Origin of the sequence: Aminiphilus circumscriptus DSM 16581 (genome assembly GCF_000526375.1) — a bacterium.
Classification (GTDB): Bacteria; Synergistota; Synergistia; order Synergistales; family Aminiphilaceae; genus Aminiphilus; species Aminiphilus circumscriptus.
Genome location: NZ_JAFY01000002.1, coordinates 899,807 through 921,367, shown reverse-complemented (window position 1 = coordinate 921,367; position 21,561 = coordinate 899,807). Strand labels below are relative to the sequence as shown.

Here is a 21,561-nt window from a genome sequence, read left to right as displayed (position 1 = left end):
TTCGGAGCCCCTCCTCAAACAGTGTTTCTCGCAGCCTGAAAACCCTTCGAAGCGCGGTGTCGAATTTCTTCAGCATCACCGCACCTCGAAGGAGTGTCGCTCCTTCCATTGTACTCATTTATACACGTATACACATTTGCCGCGCCATTGACCCGTTATCCCTCGACGGGAATGCCCTCCGGCGCACTCCTTCCCCGGGAAACATTCCGGCGCTGCCAGAGCCAGACCGCAATGGCGAGAATCGTCCCCGCCGCGTCGGTCTCGATCCCTGGGAAGATGAGCAACACCGCCCCAGTAAAGAGCATGGCCCGCTGGAGCAGCGAAAGGGGTGCGAGGAGAAAGTTCTGGAGCGACGCCGCGAGGGCGATCACACCGACAATGCTCGTCCCGGTGGCCATGGCAATGGAGACGGCGTTGCCCCCGACGAGAAGGAGCTGCGGATTGTACACGAAGGTGAAGGGAATAAGAAAGGCTGCGAGGGAAATACGGAACCCCGTCCATCCCACCTCGGCGGGTTTCTGGTTCGAAATACCCGCCGCACCGTAGGAGGCGATGGCAACGGGGGGCGTCACATTGGAGAGACAGGCGAAATAGTAGACGAACATGTGGGCCGCCAGGGGTTCCACGCCGAGCTGCAGCAGGGCGGGGGCCGCGATGGTGGCGGTGACGATGTAGCATGCCGTGGTGGGCAGCCCCATGCCAAGGATGACGCTCACCACCATGGTGAGAAAGACCGTGAAAAGCACGTTGCCTCCCGCGAGGGAGACGATGTTGTCCCCGAGAACCAGTCCGAGCCCCGTGAGGTTCACCACGCCGATGACGTTGCCCACCACCGCGCAGGCCATGCCCACCGCAACAGCTCCCCGGGCTCCCTGTTCCAGCGCGCCAAGGAAGGTCTTCAGGGACATGCGGGTGGCTTTGCTGAGGAAACTCACCGCCACGGAGGTTACGATGCCGTAAAACGCCGCGTAGAGAGGCGTGCGTCCCACGAGAAGCAGATAGACGATCACCACGATGGGAACGAGAAGCTGACCCCGCTCGCGCAGGACTTTCCACGGGCTGGGAATTTCCTCGGCGGAGAGCTTGCGCATCCCCAGCCGCACTGCCTCGATGTGGACCACCGCATATTCCGCCAGGTAGTAGAGCACGGCAGGAATGGCGGCAGCGAGCATGATCTTGGCGTAATGGATTCCCAGGAACTCCGCCATGATGAACGACGCCGCGCCCATGACGGGGGGCAGATCATGCCTCCCGTTCCCGCCACGGCCACCACCGCCGCGGAAAAGACAGGGCGGAATCCCTTCTGCACCATCAGAGGAATCGTGAACGTTCCCGTGGCGGCCACGTTGCCCACGGCACTGCCGTTGATCATGCCCATGAGCCCGCTGGCGATGATGGCCACCTTCGCCTCACCGCCGATGGTACGCCCCGCCAAGGTGAGAGAGATATCCTTGATGAACTGCCCCATCCCCGTGGCGTTGAGAAAGGCGCCGAAAAGGATGAACAGAAAGATGTACGTGGAGGAGACGCCCAGGGCAACACCGAAGATTCCCTCCGACGACAGGTACAATTGATAGATGATGCGCTTGAAGGTGAAACCCGTATGCCCCAACACACCGGGGATGTAGTCCCCGAAAAAGCCATAGAGGAGAAAGACGATGGCCAACAGCATGAGTTCCTTTCCCACGGACCGCCGCGTCGCTTCGAGGATGCAGACGATGAGGACGGTCCCCATGACGTAGTCGGACAGAACGGCGGAACCGCGGATGCTGAAGGCATCGAACATGAACGTGATGTACAGTGCCGACGAAACGGAAACGGCCAGCCAGAGCATGTCCATCACGGAGGGGCGCTTTTTCGGCGCATTCTTTGACCCTGGATAGAGCAGAAAAGTCAGCACGAACAGAAACGCAAGGTGGATGCTGCGCTGTTTCATGGCCATGAGTACGCCGAATCCCGACGTGTAGAGATGGAAACAGGACATGGCCACGGCCACGACGGAAACCGCGAGTGCCCACTTGCCCGTGTAGCGGCGGAACCGTGATTCCGCTTCGACTTTTTCGAGAACGCGCTCGGCTTTTTCCTCCAGCGCTTTTTCTTCGAGAATCTCCCGCGCTTCCGGCTCCATCGTCCCGGTTGCCGCTCGGGAGGAATTTTCCGCCATCTCTGACGATTGTCTTGCATCGGCCATCATTGATCACCTCTCTTCGACCCCTCGGCATGAAAGACCGTTCCTGCAGATTCGTGAGGGCGGCGCCCCGAGGAGAACGCCACCCCCGAGGAAAGGAAAACCTTACTGAGCCGGTTTGATGTCGGGAACGGCGATACCTTGTTCCTCAAAGTACTTGACTGCACCCGGGTGGACAGGGATGGTCATGCCGTTCATGGCGTTTTCGAGGGTGGTCGCCTCAGTGGCCTTGTGAGCGCGGACAAGGTCGTCATGATAGTCGTAAACGGCCTTTGTGAGCATATAGACGAGTTCGTCAGGGACATCCGCCCGGGTGAAGAGAATGTTCGCAAGGGCTACAGTGTGGACATCCTTGTCCTGATTGGGATACGTTCCGGCCTTGATGGTGTAGGGGAAATACCAGGGATACTTCGCGGTGATTTCCTTTGCCTTCTCCTCCTCGATGTCCACGAGGACCATTTCCCCGGAGGAAAGGAGATCAAGCACCGCAGCGGTGGGAACTCCTCCGGCGATCTGGGCTCCCTGGACCTGGCGGTTCTTCAGCAGGTCCACCGCTTCGTTGTAGCCCACGAAGTCGGCATTCACGTTCGCCTCCCCCGCGTCCTTCGCGTCCTTAATGTAATTGAGACCGTAGATGCCAAGAATTTCGCGGGTGTTGATCTCTGTGGCGCTTGCAACTTGTCCGGGAACGACCTTTTTGCCTTTGAAGTCCGCAATGCTCGTAACCCCTGCGTCCTTCAGAGCGATGAAATGCATCACGTTGGGATAGAGGGAGAGAACACCTCGAATATCGGTGAAGGGAAAGCCCGGTTTCCCTTCGTAGACGCCCTTTCCGTTAAAAGCGTAGAAACAGACGCCATTCTGTCCGAAGGCGATCTGCACTTCGCCGTTCATCAGAAGTTCCACGTTCTGCGGCGTCCCCGCAGTGGACTGTGCGGCGGCCTTGACGCCATCGAGCTTCTTCGTCCAGATCTGGGCCATGGCGTTCCCGATGGGGTAATAGGCCCCGCCAGTCGTGGCCGTGGCAATGTTCACCCGATACGTCCGCGCTTCCGCCGCACCATGAAGAGGCGCCAGAAGCACCGCTGCGCAGAAGAGCAACACAAATGCCCACAGAATGCTTTTCCGCATGAAACACGTCCTCCTTTCGAGATCTCTCACGTCTCTCATCCCGAAACCGCACGGCACTTCTTCGTTGCCCGGGTGTTCTCCAGCGGTGCCTCCTTCAGATTCAGCCCCTTTGACACCCACCCTTCTCCAGATGCTCCACATTCCGCGTCGCCAGGATGCGGCAGACTGTTCCGGCGGGATTCTCCAGAAGCACGTCCCCGATTCGGACGGGAGCTTCCGCGACACATCGCCGGATTTCCTCCATCACGCCGAAGACCGCTTCCAGAGGAATGGGGCGATCCGTGCGAACGCTCGCGAGAGGCATCTCTCCACCCCGGACCCGAACACTGCTCGCAATGCTCCGCAGAGGGCGCTCCACTTCCGAGACAGCATAGTCCACACCCCGGGGACAACGATGCCCTGTCACCTCCAGTACTTTCGGCGGCGACGCTCCCTCCACGGCGACGACCAGATCACAGCCATTCGGGCAGACCACACAGAGAAATTCCAGGCGCGACGAAAGCCGGGACCCGCTCATGAGGACACCACCTCCACAAGCCCCCCCGGAGGAAGATCTTTTCCAGGGACAGCAAGGCGTAGCATTTCCGCCGGGTGCACCCTGGGAAAGGTTCGCCGCAGCACGTCCCTGCCGTCCACGCGCAGAACCACATCCCGATTCCTTCCGGGAGCAAGCACCCGCAGAGAAAAAACGGTATCCCGCCCACCCCGGAGACGTCCGGGAAGAACGTACCGGACTCCCTCGCCTGCCTTTACGGGAAGAGAGGCAGGCACCTCCGGTTCCTTGCCTCTCCGGAAGCTCGCCGCCCAATTTGCCGCTTCGCGACCGGCCTCGGCGGCTTCGACGGAGACCCAGTCCACCAGGTCGTGCACGTGAAGTGCGTTGCCGCAGGCAAACACACCGGGAACATCCGTCATGAACGTCTCGTCCACCACGGCGCCGCCGGTCCGGGAATCCAGCGAGATGCCGCACCCCCTGGAGAGTTCGTTCTCCGGAATCAGTCCCACGGAGAGGAGCAGCACGTCACAGGGAACCTCCCGCTCCGTCCCCGGAATTGGAGAGCGGCTCTCGTCCACCCGGGAGACCACAACTCCTTCGAGGCGTCCCTTACCCAGGATTTCCGTAACAGTGGTGGACAGGTGCAGAGGAATGCCGTAGTCGTCGAGACACTGCCGCAGGTTCCGAGGAAGACCGCTCGCATAGGGCAGCACTTCGTAGACCCCCTCCACGGAAGCGCCCTCCAGGACCATGCGCCGGGCCATGATGAGACCGATGTCGCCGGAGCCCAAGATCACCGCGCGCCTCCCCGGAAGAATGTTCTCCAGGTTCATGAGATTCTGGGCGGCCCCCGCCGTGTAAATCCCCGAGGGACGAGACCCCGGAATGGACAGGGCCTCCCGGGTCCGCTCCCGACAGCCCATGGCAAGGACCACTGCGTCGGCCCGAATCATACCGTAGCCGTTTCGGGAACTGACCTCGAGAACTCTGTCCCGCGACAGGGAGAGGACCATGCTTCCCGTGCGCACCTCGATGTCGTGCGTTCGCACCCTGTCGATAGAGCGAGCCGCGTATTCCGGACCAGAAAGAGCCTCGCCGAAAGCATGCAAACCGAAGCCGTCATGGATGCACTGATTCAAAATGCCTCCAAGACGGATGTCCCGTTCAAGGAGAAGCACATCACCACATCCCGCTTCCACCGCGGAAAGAGCCGCCGCAAGCCCCGCGGGACCACCGCCGACGACCACCACGCCACGGGTTTCGCGCTTCATGGCCGCACCCCTTCCGCAGGAACGGACGCGCGGAGTACCGCGTCCTCCCGGACCTTTCCCACGAAGAGCGGAGAGGAATCGCCCCGAAGAAGGTAGTCCTCCGGATCGTAGCCGAATTCGTCCCGGAGAATGCGCACGATCCGGGGAAGACAGAATCCTCCCTGACAACGACCCATGGTGACCCGGGCGCGGTACTTGAGACTCACCAGTGTTCTCGCTCCAAGGGGATTCGCCAGAGCGTCCAGCACTTCCCGCCGGGTGACGCCCTCGCAGCGACACACCACCTCGCCGTAGTCCGGATCTTCCGCCACGAGAGCCGCCTTCTCCTCCGGCGAGAGTTCGCAGAAGAATTCCCGTCTCCCTTCCCTGCAGGAGACGAAGGTTTCCTTTTCCTCAAGCGGCAGATGGCGTCCCACCATCTCCGCCACCATGCTGGCAATGGCGGGCGAGGCGGTAAGACCCGGACTCTCGATCCCCACGAGATTGATGAACCCCTTCACGTCCTTGCGGTCTTCGATGATGTAATCCCGCGTGCCGCCTTCTTCCGGCGGGGACTGCTTGGCCCGGATTCCTGCGAAACTGCGGATGAAATCCGCCCCGGCAAGGTCGGGCAGAAGACCGCGTCCTTTCTCCTGGAGCTTCCGGAGAATGGCCGCGGTGCAGGCCAGATTTCCCGGGTCCTCCACATATTCCGCGCTGGGTCCGATGAGAATGTTGCCGTCCACGGTGGGTGTCAGATGAATGCCGAGACCAGGGTGACGGGGGCGGGGAGCGGGATAGACGAGGGTGCGGAGAACGCCGTTGAAACGCTTGTCCAGAACGTAGTATTCGCCCCGGCAGGGATAGATCCGAAAGCCCGGGATACCCGCGAGAGCCGCAACGCGATCGGCAAAAACCCCCGCGGCATTGACCACCACAAGGGCGATGAAACGGTCTCCCGCGGCGGTGCGCACCACGAACCCGCCGCCCTCTTCGGGCAAACGAGGCCGAATATCCAGCACCTCCTGCCCCAGATGCACATGGACGCCGTTGGTCACGGCGTTTTCCGCGAGCGCAACCGTGAGCGCATAGGGAGAGACGATGCCGCTGGAAGGTGAGTGGAGCGCTCGAATTCCCTCCACACCGGGCTGAAGACGCCGCATCTCCTCCGGCCAGAGAATTCGGAGACCCGGAACGCCGTTGGCGATGCCCTGTTCGAGGAGACGGGCAAGCGTTGCCGTATCTTCCTCATCCTGGGCCACGGTGAGTTTGCCGATGGTACGGCATTTGACGCGCAGATCCCGACAGAGGGCATGCATGCGCCGGTTCCCCTCCACCGCGAGCCGGGCACGAAGCGTACCCGGCGTGTAATTGATGCCCGAGTGGAGAACCCCGCTGTTCCGGCAGCTCGTGCCGAGACCCACATCCCTCTCCCTGTCGAGCAGTGCCGTGCGCACCCTGTACCGGGACAGCTCCCGTGCAATGGCGCACCCCACGACACCGCCACCGACAATGAGCACATCGTACCGCCTTTCCACAGAGGCTCCCTCCTTCGTCCTCCGCAGCGTTCCTCCGGAGAAAACGCGAAAATTCCGCGCCCGTTTCTCCCGGAAACCAAGGAAGAAATTCAATGATGCGCTTTTTTCGGTTTTGTGGTATATCTTGGTATACCAATCATGTCGCATTGTACCATGAAGAAGAAACAAGGACAACTCTGTTGACGCATTTTTCAGACAATATTGCGAACCATATCCCGCCGGAGTGTGAGAGAACCGGTGGAAAGGGAGACCGACCATGAACGCCAAGAGGATGGAAACCGTCTTTCGGGTCCGTGAGTTCGTCCGTTCCAGACGCCTGCACCCCGGAGAAAAACTCCCCACGGAGCGGGAATTGGCGGATCTGCTGGCACTGGGACGCCCTCTGCTTCGGGAAGCCCTCATCACTCTGGAAGCGCTGGGAGAACTCGAGGTGCGGGAACGACAGGGGATCTTCGTGCGCCGTCTCCCTTTGGAGGAGCTGACGGGAAGTCTGGAGAGCCTTCTGGCCTGGCCGAAGGAAATGCTTCCGGAAATGCTGGAGATGCGACGAGTTCTTGAACTTCCCGCGGCGGAACTGGCCGCCCTGCGGCGTTCGGAGGAGGATCTCCGCCGCATGGAGGAATGCCTGGAGCACATGGAACAACTCCATCTCCAGGACCATCGCGAACAAGGCGCCCGGGACGAAACGGACGAGGCCATCCAGGGATCGCTCTGGAACACGCTCTTTCACACCACGCTGGTCCAGGCATCGGGAAACAGGGTCCTGCTCCGGAGCTACGAGGGATTCTCCGTCGTCATGGGACGGATCACCGCGCACATGCGCCGCTTCCATGTCCGGGAGCCGTCACGGCGCTGGTCGCATCTTATCGTCGAGGAACATCGCCGCATTCTCCTGGCCATCCGGAACAGGGATCCCGAAACTGCCCGCAAGGCCATGGGAACCCATCTGGACGAAACCGCCAGGGCTCTCTACGCGCTGCCGGAACAGCCACTCTTTCCGGGAAGCGAAAAATAAGGATTGCCCGGGGGGCGAAATTCCGTATACTTGCGGAAGCTCGTCCAGGCTGTACGCCACAAGGAGGGAAGGTTCATGAAGATCGCAGTCCTCGTCAAACAGGTTCCGGACACGGATGAAGTGAAGATGGATCCGGAAAAGGGAACGATGGTCCGGGAGGGTGTGGGAGCCATCATGAATCCGCTTGACATGAACGCCCTGGAGGCGGCACTCGCCCTCAAACGAGGAGCCGGGGACGGAGAGGTGACAGTCCTCTCCATGGGGCCACCCCAGACGGAGGAGGCTCTCCGGGAAGCCATCGCTCTGGGCGCGGACAAGGCCCTCCTCCTCACCGACCGGGCCTTCGCCGGAGCCGACACATGGGCCACCTCCCGGGTACTCGCCGAGGCGATCCGCAGAACAGGCCCCTTCGACCTGATCCTCGCGGGAGAAAAGGCCACCGACGGCGAAACGGGACAAGTGGGACCCGAGGTTGCGGCCATGCTGGACCTCCCGTTTTCCACCTACGTGAGCGCTCTCGAACGGATTTCCTCCACGGAGATCCGGGTGCGCCGCACCATCGAGGAAGGCTATCAGTACCAGATTCTTTCCTTCCCCTGTCTGCTCACGGTACTCTCGGACCTCAACGAACCCTCCATGCCCACCCTGGCGGGCAAGAAAAAGGCCCGGCGCTTTTCGTTGGAAACGGCCGGAAACGAGGCTCTAGACCTGCCGAAGGAGGAATTGGGGCTTTCGGGTTCCCCCACGCGGGTGGTGCGCATCTCCTATCCGAAGATCACCCGCAACACGGAACATTTCAGCGGCAGCCGCCTCGACGAGGGCATCGAGCGCGTGGTGACGCTTCTCAAGGAACAGGCACTTCTCTAAAGAAGGGAGGAGAGAACCATGCAGACAGAAACGACAAGAACGCCCTCGGGCATTTTCGTCCTCGGTGAAATGAGAAACGGGCACATCCACTCCGTCACTCTCGAACTGACCGGAAAGGGCCGCGAGCTGGCTGCGGCGCGTGGATGCACCGTCACCACCGTACTTCTCGGGGGCGAGTTCAAGGATGACCCCGCCGATCCGATCCGCTACGGCGCGGATCGAATTCTCGCGGTGAACCATCCCTCTCTGGAACACTTCGACCAGGAGATCATCGCCAAAGTGACCGCCCATCTCATCGAGACGGAGAAACCGGAGATCGTCCTCGCCCCGGCCACCACGGCGGGACGCACCTATCTCCCCGCCGTGGCCGCCCTGGTGAACACGGGTCTCACCGCCGACTGCACCGGCCTGGACATCGATCCCGAGACGGGACTGCTCCTCCAGACCAGACCCGCCATCGGCGGCAATGTCATGGCCACCATCAAGACACCGAACCACCGCCCCCAGATGTCCACCGTGCGCCCACGCACCTTCCGCATTCCAGACCCCGAGAGCAGAACCGGCGAGGTGCTCCATCCCGCCGTGCCCGAGCATCTCTTCTCCAGCCGCATCCGCAACGACGGCATGGAATATCTCGAGGAACAGGGAGCCAACATCCAGGACCTGGACGTGGTGATCTCCGGCGGCAAGGGGCTCAAGCGCCCCGAATCGTTCAGACTCCTCCAGGAACTGGCGGATCTCCTGGATGGCGGCGTGGGCGCAAGCCGCCCCACCGTCGAGGCCAAATGGATCCCCTATCCCCACCAGGTAGGGCTCTCGGGAAAGGTCGTGGCGCCAAAGCTCTACATGGCGGTGGGCATCTCCGGAGCAGTGCAGCACCTGGCGGGCATGCAGACCGCCCAGACCATCGTGGCGGTCAACAAGGACCCCGAAGCCCCCATTTTCCGCGTGGCGGACGTGGCCCTCTGCGGCGACCTCTTCGACATCGTGCCTCGCCTCATCGAGCGCATCAAAAAGGAAAAACGCTCCTAGGGTTCACGGGAGCACGAAGAGAGAGGGCGTGCGTGGCCGTTTCCGCTTTCCTGCCAACGACAGGTGGTTTGTCGATCAGATTCGTGAAGGATCGCTGCGCTCTATAAACACAGAAGAAGCTCCGCCTGGCTCGATGCGGCCGGGCTATCCGCGCCCGGGGATGGAGCGAAGCAAAGCTTCCTTGGGCAGGACCCACCGAAGCCGATCTTGTCAAGCGCAGGCAGCAGCATCCGGAATTCTCTCACGGCACGAATTCCGGACTACCCAGAGGGGCTATCGAGTTCGAGGTGAAGAGATTCCGCGAACCAGCTTCGTAACGCGCTCCCGCTACGATAGATATACGATAGACAATGGAGACTTTTTCTCGTTCAGGAACGGAAAGAGAACAACATTGTCATGCCCGCCAAGAGCTTCTTCGGGCAACCGCGAAACCCGAGAGGCGATCTCCGTTCGAAGAGAAGAAACCGCAGGGCTTCCTTGAGGGCGGAAGGGGGTCCGGTGTTTGAGGAGGAACCCGTCATGCACGTTCTTCATCGCGATGCACCGTCAACCGGCATCGGCAACGATTCAGGGGGACAGACACCCCACGCGTGGGAGGGAATGAACTACGCACCGGTAACGCCGGAGGTGACGACCGCGCTGGAAGCGATCCTGGGAAGCCGGAACGTCGCGACGGATCTGGAGAAGCGTGAGGCCTATTCCTACGACGAGGTGGCGAAACAGTTCTGGGAGGAACCGCACCTGGCGGAAGTGGTCGTTTTCCCCGAGACCACCGAGCAGGTGAGCGCTCTTCTCTCTTTCGCGAACGAACGGCATATTCCCGTGACGCCCCGGGGGGCCGGCACGGGGCTCTCCGGCGGCGCCGTTCCCGCCTGCGGTGGCATCGTCCTCTCCTTCGAGAGGATGAACCGCATCCTCGAGGTGGACACGGAGAACCTCACCATCACCGTCGAACCCGGGGTGGTGACGGCGGAAATCACCAAAGCCGCCGCACGGGAAGGGCTGCTCTACGCGGGAGATCCCTGCAGCGGCGACGCCTCCTTCATCGGCGGCAACGTGGCGGAGAACGCCGGAGGCAACAAGGTGATCAAGTACGGCCCCACCGGCGCCTCTGTTCTTGCCCTGGAGGCGGTGCTCGCGGACGGTTCCGTCACCTGGTTCGGAGGCAAACGCCGCAAGGACGTGACGGGCTACGACTTCGCGCACCTCCTCGTGGGCTCCGAGGGAACGCTCGCGGTGATAACCAAGATCATCCTCAAGCTCCTTCCCCTTCCCGCCAGAGTGGTGGATCTCCTCGTTCCCTTCCCCGACACGGAGAGTGCCGTCACCTGCGCGTCGAAAATCATGACCGAGGGGAAAATCCTTCCCGCCTCGGTGGAACTCATGGACCATCGTTCCATTTCCCTGACGGAGCGTTTTCTCAACACCAGGCTTCCCGGAAGCGACGCGGGAGCGCATCTCATCATCCAACTCGAGGGAAATTCCGCGGAACTGCTCGCCGACGAATACGAACGGGTGGGCGATCTCTGCCGCAAATGGGGAGCGCTGGAGGTTTTCGTGGCGGACAACCGGAACAGCCGGGACAAGCTCTGGAAAGCCCGGAAATCCATCGCCGAGGCGGTGATCGCCTTCTACAGCAAGTACTCCAAGGAGGACGTGGTGGTTCCCACCAGCGCCGTGCCGGAACTGCTGAAGGCCCTGGGAGACATCTGTGCGCGCCGCGGGTTGGAGACCGTCACCTTCGGCCACGTGGGAGACGGGAACATGCACGTGAACCTGCTCTTCGGCGAGGACCGGCAGAACTGGAAGGAAACCATGGAAGAGGCCCGCCGGGAACTCTACACCGTGACGCAACAGCTCGGCGGCACTCTCTCGGGAGAACACGGCATCGGCCTCAAACGCAAGAAATACGTCAGCCACTTCCTCGACGAGGCCCAGATCGCCCTGATGAAACGGATAAAGCTGGCCTTCGACCCCAAGGGCATTCTGAACCCGGGGAAGCTCGTGGTCTGAAACGCATCTGCACGCCTCGGAAGAGTCCGCGAGAACCGCTTTCGTCTTGCACGCAATGCCGCGCTTCCGTAACGACAAGGCACCCGGCCCTGGAAGCATCTCCAAGGCCGGGTGCCTTGTCGTTTCTACGATGGCGCCCAAGCTTCATTGCTGCAAAGGGCATTTTTTCCACGGACCTGGCCGGAGACACCATGCTACCATATCGGCCCGCCGCGTCACCCCTTTTCCAGGAGGAACCTCAGAGATTCCAGGGTTCGCGGTGCAGGAGCGTTCCCTCAAGGGTGAGAATGGATATGCCTTCGCCGTCGGCAATGGCGCAGCTCGCCGGATCCCGCCCCTTGGGGAGGCTCGCGGAGCCAGGGTTGAGAAAGATCGTCCCTTCCTCGCGGACCACGGAACCGACGTGGGTGTGTCCGCTCACCGCAAGCCGGGCCCCGCAGCGCAGCGCCAGGTCGCGAAAGGCGCTGAAATTTTCGCCGTGCCGCATCAGGACAAGCATATCGCGCCACCAAACCGTTACCGTCCTTGCGTCCAAAGGCCAGCGGAGCATTCGAGCGTCCTCTTCGGCATCGCAATTGCCCTGGGCGAAAAAAAGCGGCACGGGAGACGCGTTCATGGCCTCCGCGAGCTCCCGAGGGCCATATTCCTCGGGAAGCGGGTTCTTCGGACCGTGATAAAGCACATCCCCTGCATGGAGAATCATGTCCACCCGTCCCCAGATTTTCAGAGCGGCCTGCCAGGCTCGCAGGTTACCGTGCGTGTCGGAAATGATTCCGAGTCGCCCTTCCATCGCCGTGTCCTTTCTTTCGCACTTGCGCCAAATCCTTCGCAACATTTCTCCCGGCGGGTCGCACGACCGCCGCGGAACAGCCCATTGGCGGGAAAAACCGCCTTCTCTATGGAGGATTGGCGACATTCCCACCATTTGCTATTCTACCACGGGACAGACCGGGAAGGAGACTCACCGCAAAATGAACGCATCGGAGAACACGCACAACACTGCGTCAGCGGCAGAACCGGGCCTCTCCGAGGCCATTCGGGGTGGATGCGCCACAACGGCGGCCTTCGTCGCCTGGGGATTGCTCCCCGTGTACTGGAAAGCCATGCAGGATGTTCCGGCCCTTGAAATTCTCTGTCACCGCATCGTCTGGTCCCTCCTCTTCCTCACGGGACTGGTCGCCTTTTCGAAAAACCTGGGAGAGATCCGCCAAGGACTCGCACAGAGGCCGACACGGCTCCTTCTCCTGGCGAGCAGCCTTGCCCTTTGCGCGAACTGGCTGATCTACATCTGGGCGGTCAACACGGGACACGTCCTCGAGGCCAGCCTCGGCTACTTCATCACGCCCCTCGTGAACGTTCTTCTGGGCATGCTCTTCCTCGGGGAACGCCTCGGACGACTCCAGGCGCTTGCAGTCGCTCTGGCCGCTGTCGGAGTAGGCTATCAGATCCTCCTCCTCGGCACTCTTCCGTGGATTTCCCTCGGGCTCGCCCTTTCCTTCGGCACCTACGGCCTGCTGCGCAAAAAAGCCCCCATCGGTTCCACCGCGGGGCTTTTCGTGGAGACCCTGTTCCTCGGAATTCCCGCTCTCGGCGCCATCGTCCTCTTTGAGTCCGGCGGCGCCGGAGCCCTTGGCACAGGTACCCCTCTCCGCCTGCTCCTTCTGGCGGGATCGGGCATTGTCACCTCCGTGCCGCTTCTCCTCTTCACTTTCGGCGCCCGGCGGATCAACCTCGCCACCGTGGGCATCCTCCAATACGTGTCGCCCACCATCTCCTTCTGTCTCGGCATCTTCCTCTTTGCCGAACCTTTCTCGGCGAAACGTCTCGTGACGTTTCTCTTCATCTGGGCGGCTCTGGTGCTTTACAGCGCGGATGCCCTTCGCAGGCGGGCCGCGGCATGACCCCACTCCGGACCGCCCCGGAGCTTTGGGCTAGGGTCAGTCCACAATCTCTCCCTCGACGGACACGGTAGGCGCGCCATCTCCTCCATCTTCCCTGATTCCGGCGTCCTCTCTCCCGGGGGCCTCGAAAGGGGCCACCCGGAGCGTCAGCCCCCGGTCCTGGTCCAGCGCCACCGTCACTGCAGCGCCATCCGGGATCTCGCCGGAGAGAATCTTCCGGGCAAGGCGCGTCTCCAGCTCCCGGGCCAGAAAGCGCTTGAGCGGCCGAGCTCCGTAGACGGGATCGTAAGCCTCCCGGGCGATCCATCGCACTGCCTCGGGTGTCATTTCGAGCGTCACGTTCCGTTCGGCGAGACGAGCCCGCAGATCGTTCACAAGGAGTTCCACGATGCGCTCCACCTCTGTAATCGTGAGAGGTTTGAAGAGCACCATCTCGTCGAGGCGGTTCAGGAACTCCGGACGGAAGGTGCGCCGCACCTCCCCGAGCACGGCCTCGCGCACCTCCTCCCGGATGCGCCCGTCGTCGGAAATACCATCCAACAGAAGGGATGCACCCAAGTTGCTCGTGAGAATGAGCACGGTGTTCTTGAAGTTCACCGTCCGCCCGTGGCTGTCGGTAATGCGCCCGTCATCGAGAATCTGGAGCAGGATGCTCCAGACGTCCGGATGGGCCTTTTCGATCTCGTCAAAGAGAATCACCGCATAGGGACGGCGTCGTACCGCCTCAGTGAGCTGCCCCCCCTCGTCATACCCCACGTATCCCGGAGGCGCTCCGATGAGACGGGAGACGGAAAACTTTTCCATATACTCCGACATGTCCAGACGCACCAAGTTCTCTTCGCTGTCGAAGAGAGCCGCACTGAGCGTCTTGGCCAGCTCCGTCTTGCCCACCCCCGTGGGACCGAGAAAGAGAAAGGAGCCGATGGGGCGCCGGGGATCCTTCAGACCGCTCCGGGCCCGGTGCACCGCATCCACCACAGCCTCCACGGCCTCGTCCTGACCGACCACCCTTTGGTGGAGGATGTCCCCCAGGCGGAGCAGCTTTTCCCGCTCCCCCTCCACAAGGCGCGACACGGGAATACCTGTCCACTTGCTCACGATGGCGGCGATCTCGTCCTCCGTGACCTTCTCCCGAAGCAGGTGAGACGTCCCCTGGTTGTGGCGGAGCTGTTCCTCCTCCGCGGCGAGACGCCGCTCCAGATCGGGCAACGCACCATGGCGGAGTTCCGCCGCCCGGTTCAGATCGTAGGCCCGCTCGGCCTGCTCGATTTCCCGCCGCACTTTCTCGATCTGCTCGCGCAGGGCCTGCACCTTGGCAATGGCCTGTTTTTCCGCTTCGTACTGGGCGCGCAGGGCGTCCGCTGCCGCCCGAGCCTCCGCAAGCTCTTTCTGGAGTACCTTGAGCCGGGCTTCCGAGGCCCTGTCCGTCTCCTTCTTCAGCGCCGCCTCTTCGATCTCGAGCTGCATCACCTTCCGTGCCGCCGCGTCCAGTTCCGCCGGCAACGAGTCGATTTCGGTGCGGATCATGGCACAGGCCTCGTCGACGAGATCGATGGCCTTGTCGGGCAGAAAACGCTCCGTGATGTAGCGGTTCGACAGCACCGCCGCAGCCACGAGCGCATTGTCCTGAATGTGCACGCCGTGGTGCACCTCGAAACGCTCCCGCAGGCCCCGGAGAATGGACACCGTGTCTTCCACCGAGGGTTGCTCCACGTAGACGGGTTGGAAGCGCCGCTCCAGCGCGGCGTCCTTCTCGATGTGCTCCCGGTATTCGTCGAGGGTGGTGGCACCGATACAGTGCAGCTCACCCCGGGCGAGCATGGGTTTGAGCATGTTTCCCGCGTCGAGGGAGCCCTCGGCCTTGCCGGCGCCGACGATGGTGTGCAGTTCGTCGATGAAGAGAATGACCCTTCCGTCGGATTCCTTCACCTCGTTGAGCACCGCCTTGAGACGCTCCTCAAATTCGCCACGGTACTTTGCCCCCGCGACGAGGGCCCCCATGTCGAGGGCGAAGATGGAGCGATCCTTGAGCCCCTCAGGAACATCGCCACGGACGATGCGGTGGGCCAATCCCTCGGCGATGGCGGTTTTTCCGACACCGGGCTCTCCGATGAGCACGGGGTTGTTCTTTGTCTTGCGGCTCAGAATGCGGATCACCGAACGGATTTCCTCGTCTCGGCCGATGACGGGATCGAGCTTGCCGCTTTTGGCGAGCTCCACCAGGTCCCGCCCGTATCGGGAAAGCGCCTCGTAGGTTCCTTCCGGCGTGGCGCTCTGCACGCGCACCCGCCCGCGTACCTCCGCGAGGACACTCAGAAAGCGTTCTTCCGTGATCCCCGCATCCTTGAGAAGACGCCCCGCCGCCGTGTTCGTCCCCTCGGCGACGAGCGCAGCGAAGAGGTGTTCCACTGAGACATACTCATCCTTCAGACGCGACGCCCGTTCTTCCGCATCCACCAACAGTCGCTGCAAACGCTGGGAGATGTAGATCTTTCCCGGCTCGACGCCCCGGCCCGACACACGGGGCCGCCGAGAGAGCTCGCGTTCCACCCCGGAGGCCAGCGTCTCCACGGGAATCTCCATGCGGTGCAGAAGCCTGGGGACGAGCCCTCCCTCCTGGCGGAGCAACGATAGGAGCAGATGCTCCCCGTCCACTTCCTGATGCCCCGACGAAACGGCCAGATTCTGTGCCGTCAGAAGCGCCTCCTGAGATTTCTGGGTCAACCTGTTCAGATCCATGTGCATCAGCATCCTTTCACGTGTCGTTTCTCGCGCGCCTCGCCCGAACGTTTCCGTCCGGTTTCTCGGCGCACCTCGCCTTCGTCGGCGGACACTCGACAACTTTACGGAGATGTTTTTGACCTTTTTTGATCTTCATCCAGTATAAAGGTCAGTAAAGGACAAACAAGTGCTCCCAAACTTGAAAATTCGACGTCACAGAAATATATTCGCTGAAAAGGCCATCTTTCTCTCTCATTCGCCGCATTGCTTCGTTTTATCCTTGAAACACGTGGACACAGTGTGCCCTCTGGTATACTTTCCTCACAGGGGATTCGACGCGCACAATCCCGCCACCGGGACAGACGCGCCGCCTCAGGAGGAACACATGCTCAAGAACGATCATTCCAGCATCCAGCCTTTAGACCCGCTGCAAACGAGTTTTTCGGAACGTTTTCCGACGCTCCAGGCCCTTGTCGCGCACCTTGAGGACTATTTTGCCGCAAGGACCGATGTTGCGCTTGCCCTCCTCTTCGGATCCGCCACATCATCCTCGTTGCGCCCCGACAGCGACATCGACCTCGCCGTGGCGGCTTCCACCCCCTTTTCCCAAGATACCCTCGAGGCCTTGCGTCTAGAGCTGATGGACCTTATGGGGCGAGACGTCGATCTGGTGGATCTGGGAGCGGCCAAGGGACTCATTCTTACGCAGGTGCTCACGAAAGGCATCGTGCTGTGCAACAAATCCCCCGAGCTACGGACAAAGCTGACACTCGCCATGCTCGCCTTTCAGGAAGACGAACTCCCCCTGCTTCGCCGCATTCTCACGACCCGCGCAAGGAGGTTTTTCCATGGATCGTGATCTGGTCCTCGTCAAACTCGAATCCCTCCGCCGATGCATCGACCGTATCGAGTTGAAACGGCCGAAGAGTGCCTCCGAGCTGAAAAACGACCTCGACGCACAGGACATCATTGCCCTCAACCTCCAAAGAAGCGTCCAAATCTGCGTAGACATTGCAGCACACATCCTCTCCGAAGAGCCGAAAGCCCCAGTTCCCTCGTCTATGGCAGGATCCTTCGAAGGACTCCTCGGACTCGGCATCCTCTCGGAAGAACTCGCGCTCCGGATGAAGAAAGCCGTTGGTTTTCGGAACATCGCCATCCATGAATATAAATCCGTCGATTGGAACGTGGTCTTTGCCATCGCCACACATCACCTTGAGGACTTTCGCAGATATGGTGACGCCGTGCTCAGGTGGGACGAAACCAGAGCAAAGAATTTCGGAGAAAAATCAACCCTTTGACCTCCCGCGCATTCCGTGGTATAAACGCACAAATCTTTTCGGAAGGAGCGGACGGACATGAGTGACATGCACCACGACACAGCACCTTTCACGTGTTCCTTCTGCTCCGCCATCATTATTATTACGAGCGCGGCTCCTCCTCGCAGGACCGGCGCTTAGCGCCATATGGTCGAAAGCGAGGCCGGGGCCCGTACCAAGGGGCCCCGGCCTCTTTTTTTGTTTTTCCGGAGGGACGATCCAGAACGCTGATTCGACAGAGACAGGGAGGACGAGAGCCATGAAACTGCACTGCACGACACCCACCGTAGAGTCGAAACCTCTGAGCCAACGCACGGGACGAAGCGTCTTTCTCAAGATGGAATGCTTCCAGAACGCCGGATCCTACAAAATTCGCGGCATCGGACGCCTCTGCAGCGAATCCGTGGCGACGGGAAAACGCCATCTCGTTTCCTCCTCCGGCGGTAACGCGGGATACGCCGTAGCTTATGCGGGACGCAGACTCGGCGTCCCCGTCACCGTCGTCGTTCCCGTGACCACGTCGGAGGTAGCCCAGGAGCGCATCGCCTCGGAGGGGGCGCGGGTCATCGCGGCGGGTGACGTCTGGGACGATGCGGAACGCCATGCCCTGAAACTGGCCAGGGAAGAAGGGTGTGCCTACATTCCTCCCTTCGACCATCCCTCGCTCTGGAAAGGCTACACCACCCTCGTGGACGAACTGACCGCGCAGATGGACAAACCCGACGCGCTCGTTCTCTCCGTCGGCGGCGGCGGTCTGCTCTCGGGCATCGTGGAAGGGCTCCACAAACACAACTGGAACGACATTCCCATCGTGGCCGTCGAAACCGAAGGCGCGGCCTCCTTCGCGGCATCCCTCCAGGCTGGGCATCTCGTTCGCCTGGAGACGATCCATACCATCGCGGCCACGTTGGCGGTAAGACAGGTGACACCTCGAGCACTCGAAGTGAACGCCCTGCACCCCGTCCGTTCCTGCATCGTGAGCGATGCGGCGGCGGTCCGGGCCTGCCTGGCCTTCGCCGACGACCACCGCGTCCTGGTGGAGCCCGCCTGCGGCGCCTCCCTCTCCGTTCTCTACGACAACGCTCCCGCCCTCGAAGACGCCCGGCGCGTCCTCGTGGTGGTCTGCGGTGGCACGGGCGTCTCCTTGAGCATCCTCTCCGACTGGGAACGGCGCTTCTGCGCGAACAGCCTTCCGGCCTCCGCCAAGAAACTCGTCCCCTGCGCATGAGAAAGGGCGGCCCCTTCCGGAACCGCCCTTTCTTCGTGAAAACAAAAAGCTGTCAACAGGAGTAGCGGGCTCGCCTCTCTATCGCAGGGTGGCAGTCTCCCGAAGGGTGGTAACCACAGCCTCGATTCGGGTGGTGAGTTCCTTGAGGTGATCGATGACCGAAGCCATCTCCGCCATGTGGGCGGTGTGGCTCTCCACAACGCTTCGGGTTTGGCCGATGCCGTCCTCGATGGCGTCCATGCCTCCGGTGATACTCTGGAGAATGCTCTCGATCTTGCCGGCGGAGTTGACGCTCACGTCGGCGAGCTTGCGCACTTCATCGGCCACTACGGCGAATCCCTTGCCGTGGACACCCGCCCGGGCCGCCTCGATGGCAGCGTTGAGCCCCAGTAGTTTCGTCTGGTTCGCCACGTTCCGGATGAAGCCAAGGATTTCGTCCGTCTCGGAGACCTTGGACCGCGCTTCGGAGGACGCCTGCAGAAGTTTCTCGGAGGTGGTGACGAGAGAAGCAACCTGGTCGGAAAGACGCTTCGACATGTCCGCCATGGACGACACATCGCCGTGCAATTCCTCCGAAAGTCCCTCGAAATGAGCCGCGTTGTCCCGATTGAGGAGGCGCTGGTAGCCGATCTCCGAAAGGGCGTTGGTAACGAGGAAAAGAAGGTCCGCAGCGGCACGGATGCTTGCTTCAGGAACGATACGGATCTTCCTGAGCGCACGGATGTAGTCATCGGGATCCACCCCGATCTCCCGAGCGATACGCCGAAACTTCTCCTCGTCGGGAGGCTCCGGAAGAACCTGACCGGCGAGCATGCTGCCGATCTGGCGCCCCTTGAGCATGATGGGAGCCGCCATGTCCATGAGTCCCCCGTGGCAGAAGTACACCGAGGGCTTTCCAGTGCGGGCAGCCTCCTGCCCCCCCTTGATGTCGCATTCGTTGCACCGTTTGAATCCCTCCGGACTCTTCCGCGTGATATCTATGCAGAATTCCGTGAAGTTCGACGGCTTCGTCACGGGGCCCTTCATGTCCACGGTGATGCTCGCCATTCCCATGGCTTTGGCAAAGCAATCCTGGAATTTCTGGATGAACTCTAGGTCCATGACATCCTTCAGTTCCACCTTGGAGATATCCATGCTTCCCCCCCACCTTTCCTTTTTTCTGTTCCACCGCCTCCTGCAACTCTTTTTGCATTATAGCAACTTATACTAACGGCGGCAGAAACATTTCAGTGGATTTCACGCCTTGCCATGTTTTGATTTTTTGCTCGATTTACGTCCCAGGACAGTTTAAAAACCGCGGATCACACGGAATGGTCCACAGACAAAAGGGCGTCCCATGCGGACGCCCTTCGCTCAAAGAGGTCGGACAAAAGAACGAAAACCTGCGGGGCAAGCATTCCCGTTTCTTCACGCGCATCATCTGTGCTCTCCCCGGGGATCGAAGGTGGACTCCCGGGAAAGACGCTCGAAAAGCTCCCGCTCTTTGGCGGAGAGCGATTTGGGAACCACGATGCGAAGCACCACGAAGAGATCCCCCGGCTCTCCTCTCCGCTTGGGCATGCCCTTGCCGCGAAGGCGAAGACGCCGGCCACTGGAACTACCCGCCGGAACCTTCACCCGAACAGGTCCGTTCAACGTGGGAACGGCAACGTCACTTCCGAGAGCAGCCTCCCATGGAGAAATATCCACCGTAGTGATAAGGTCATGTCCCTCTAGAGTGAAGTGACGGTGCGGCAGAAGATGCACTCGAAGAAAGAGATCACCACCGGAGCGGGGGTCCCCCTGCCCTGCGATGCGCACCCTGGACCCCTCGGTCACACCGGGCGGAATGCGGACTTCGAGCGAGCGTCGTCCCCCCGAAGCCGTCTCCACAAGGAAATTTTTCGTGCATCCCTTGGCGGCTTCCTCCAGGGTAAGTTCCACCGTACCGTTGTCACTCCGCTCTCCTCGTTTTTCCCCGAAAAATTCCGCACCGTCTCCCGCAGAAGCGCCGGAACGATGCCGGTTTCGCCCGGAAGCGGCAAAGCGATCCGCTCCGCCGCCGAAGGCTCCTCCTCCGAAAACGGCACGGAAAAAGTCGCTGAAATCTCCGAAGGAAGCGTTCTCATCGGAGGAAGAGAAGTGAATTTCCACGTTCTGCCACGGATCTCCCGCTCCTCCGTGGAATCCACTCCAACCCGGAGGCGGCGAAAAGTCCGCGCCATTCTGCCAGTCTGCGCCCAGCGCATCGTACCGGGCGCGTTTCTCCGGATCCTTGAGAACCTCGTAGGCCTCGTTGATTTCACGATAACGCTCGTCCGCTCCCGTTTTTTTATTCACGTCGGGATGCCATTCCTTGGCAAGCCGACGGAAAGCTTTCCGGATTTCCGCCTCCGACGCCTTTCTGTCCACACCCAGAATGGCATAGTAGTCTTTGTAGGCGACCGGCATGGTTTTTCCCTCCCCTTCCGGGGCCTCCGATCCACACACCCTGAAACATTTTTTCGGTTTCGTCGGAGACACCGAGAAATTCTGACCTTATTTGACCTATTCTCAGTATAGGAGTTGCGCTTTTTCAGACAAGGGGAACGAATCGACGTGGCTCGCAAAGAAGAAAACTTCCCTGTTGATTTTTTCCGTTTTCCTCTTTTTTTCTTCGAAATGGAGTGTATTTCTTTCGAAATTCTCCGGGATAACCATGGGGAAAGGAGCTTCTGAGAAAGAGAACCCTCCACTTTCCCCGGAATGTGTTCCTTTTCCTTCTGTTCGAGCAGAAAAGTGGGAGTTTTTTGAAGGAAAGCCACCTCCCCAAAAAGGGAAAACACGGATAGAATGACATCGTGTTCCTTGAGTTTCCGGGAACCCGGTGATTTCATTTTGGGA

At 60.9% G+C, this 21,561-nt stretch carries 16 protein-coding genes and 1 pseudogene; 8 read left to right on the top strand and 9 right to left on the bottom strand.

What is annotated here, in order from left to right; genetic code table 11:
• Positions 1–155 precede the first annotated feature (155 nt).
• The 5 genes and pseudogenes from K349_RS19605 to K349_RS0104950 all read right to left on the bottom strand — a co-directional run bounded on the left by K349_RS19605 (position 156) and on the right by K349_RS0104950 (position 6,603).
• A pseudogene (locus K349_RS19605) lies at positions 156–1,672 on the bottom strand (TRAP transporter permease).
• Between the two features lie 621 nt (positions 1,673–2,293).
• The gene (locus tag K349_RS0104965; protein WP_026368742.1) at positions 2,294–3,319 is read right to left on the bottom strand and encodes a TAXI family TRAP transporter solute-binding subunit; all 1,026 of its coding nucleotides are present in this window, start codon (positions 3,317–3,319) and stop codon (positions 2,294–2,296) included.
• 100 nt (positions 3,320–3,419) lie between these two features.
• Positions 3,420–3,836: a DUF1667 domain-containing protein gene (locus K349_RS0104960; RefSeq protein ID WP_026368741.1), complete on the bottom strand. Its 417-nt coding sequence runs from the start codon at positions 3,834–3,836 to the stop codon at positions 3,420–3,422.
• Entirely contained in the window at positions 3,833–5,086 is a 1,254-nt protein-coding gene (locus tag K349_RS0104955; RefSeq protein ID WP_026368740.1) for an NAD(P)/FAD-dependent oxidoreductase, read from the bottom strand. Before K349_RS0104955 ends, K349_RS0104960 begins: the two co-directional genes overlap by 4 nt.
• Positions 5,083–6,603, bottom strand: coding sequence for an NAD(P)/FAD-dependent oxidoreductase (locus K349_RS0104950; RefSeq protein ID WP_026368739.1), 1,521 nt, complete (start codon positions 6,601–6,603; stop codon positions 5,083–5,085). The genes K349_RS0104955 and K349_RS0104950 overlap by 4 nt, the downstream gene beginning before the upstream one ends.
• 256 nt (positions 6,604–6,859) lie before the next feature.
• Between K349_RS0104950 and K349_RS16440 the strand changes: the two genes are divergently transcribed.
• The 4 genes from K349_RS16440 (at position 6,860) to K349_RS0104925 (ending at position 11,530) form a co-directional block, all read left to right on the top strand.
• Positions 6,860–7,618, top strand: coding sequence for a FadR/GntR family transcriptional regulator (locus tag K349_RS16440; protein WP_026368738.1), 759 nt, complete (start codon positions 6,860–6,862; stop codon positions 7,616–7,618).
• A 75-nt stretch (positions 7,619–7,693) separates the two neighbouring features.
• A complete protein-coding gene (locus tag K349_RS0104940; RefSeq protein WP_026368737.1) occupies positions 7,694–8,485 on the top strand; it encodes an electron transfer flavoprotein subunit beta/FixA family protein in 792 nt (263 codons plus the stop codon).
• A gap of 18 nt (positions 8,486–8,503) precedes the next feature.
• Entirely contained in the window at positions 8,504–9,517 is a 1,014-nt protein-coding gene (locus K349_RS0104935; RefSeq protein ID WP_026368736.1) for an electron transfer flavoprotein subunit alpha/FixB family protein, read from the top strand.
• A 519-nt stretch (positions 9,518–10,036) separates the two neighbouring features.
• Entirely contained in the window at positions 10,037–11,530 is a 1,494-nt protein-coding gene (locus K349_RS0104925) for an FAD-binding oxidoreductase (protein ID WP_245587999.1), read from the top strand.
• A gap of 238 nt (positions 11,531–11,768) precedes the next feature.
• Here the strand turns inward: K349_RS0104925 and yfcE are convergent, their stop codons facing one another.
• A complete protein-coding gene (yfcE, locus tag K349_RS0104920) occupies positions 11,769–12,320 on the bottom strand; it encodes a phosphodiesterase (RefSeq protein WP_026368734.1) in 552 nt (183 codons plus the stop codon).
• 181 nt (positions 12,321–12,501) lie between these two features.
• On the opposite strand from yfcE, the gene rarD reads away from it, so the two are divergent.
• Entirely contained in the window at positions 12,502–13,431 is a 930-nt protein-coding gene (gene rarD, locus K349_RS0104915; RefSeq protein WP_026368733.1) for an EamA family transporter RarD, read from the top strand.
• Positions 13,432–13,467: 36 nt separating this feature from the next.
• Here the strand turns inward: rarD and clpB are convergent, their stop codons facing one another.
• Positions 13,468–16,170, bottom strand: a complete 2,703-nt coding sequence (gene clpB / locus K349_RS0104910) for an ATP-dependent chaperone ClpB (RefSeq protein ID WP_026368732.1) — start codon at positions 16,168–16,170, stop codon at positions 13,468–13,470.
• A 367-nt stretch (positions 16,171–16,537) separates the two neighbouring features.
• Here clpB and mntA point away from each other — a divergent pair, with 367 nt between their 5' ends.
• The 3 genes from mntA (at position 16,538) to K349_RS0104895 (ending at position 18,699) form a co-directional block, all read left to right on the top strand.
• The gene (gene mntA / locus K349_RS16435) at positions 16,538–17,011 is read left to right on the top strand and encodes a type VII toxin-antitoxin system MntA family adenylyltransferase antitoxin (protein ID WP_026368731.1); all 474 of its coding nucleotides are present in this window, start codon (positions 16,538–16,540) and stop codon (positions 17,009–17,011) included.
• Positions 17,001–17,453 (top strand): type VII toxin-antitoxin system HepT family RNase toxin, encoded by a 453-nt coding sequence (gene hepT / locus K349_RS0104900; RefSeq protein WP_026368730.1) that lies wholly within the window; start codon positions 17,001–17,003, stop codon positions 17,451–17,453. The genes mntA and hepT overlap by 11 nt, the downstream gene beginning before the upstream one ends.
• 277 nt (positions 17,454–17,730) lie before the next feature.
• Positions 17,731–18,699 carry a pyridoxal-phosphate dependent enzyme gene (locus tag K349_RS0104895; RefSeq protein ID WP_026368729.1) on the top strand — a complete coding sequence of 323 codons (969 nt, stop codon included), beginning with the start codon at positions 17,731–17,733 and terminating at the stop codon, positions 18,697–18,699.
• A 78-nt stretch (positions 18,700–18,777) separates the two neighbouring features.
• Here the strand turns inward: K349_RS0104895 and K349_RS19840 are convergent, their stop codons facing one another.
• Both K349_RS19840 and K349_RS0104880 read right to left on the bottom strand, forming a co-directional pair.
• Positions 18,778–19,833, bottom strand: a complete 1,056-nt coding sequence (locus tag K349_RS19840) for a PocR ligand-binding domain-containing protein (RefSeq protein ID WP_026368728.1) — start codon at positions 19,831–19,833, stop codon at positions 18,778–18,780.
• Between the two features lie 282 nt (positions 19,834–20,115).
• The gene (locus K349_RS0104880) at positions 20,116–21,129 is read right to left on the bottom strand and encodes a DnaJ C-terminal domain-containing protein (RefSeq protein ID WP_026368727.1); all 1,014 of its coding nucleotides are present in this window, start codon (positions 21,127–21,129) and stop codon (positions 20,116–20,118) included.
• Between the last annotated feature and the right edge of the window lie 432 nt (positions 21,130–21,561).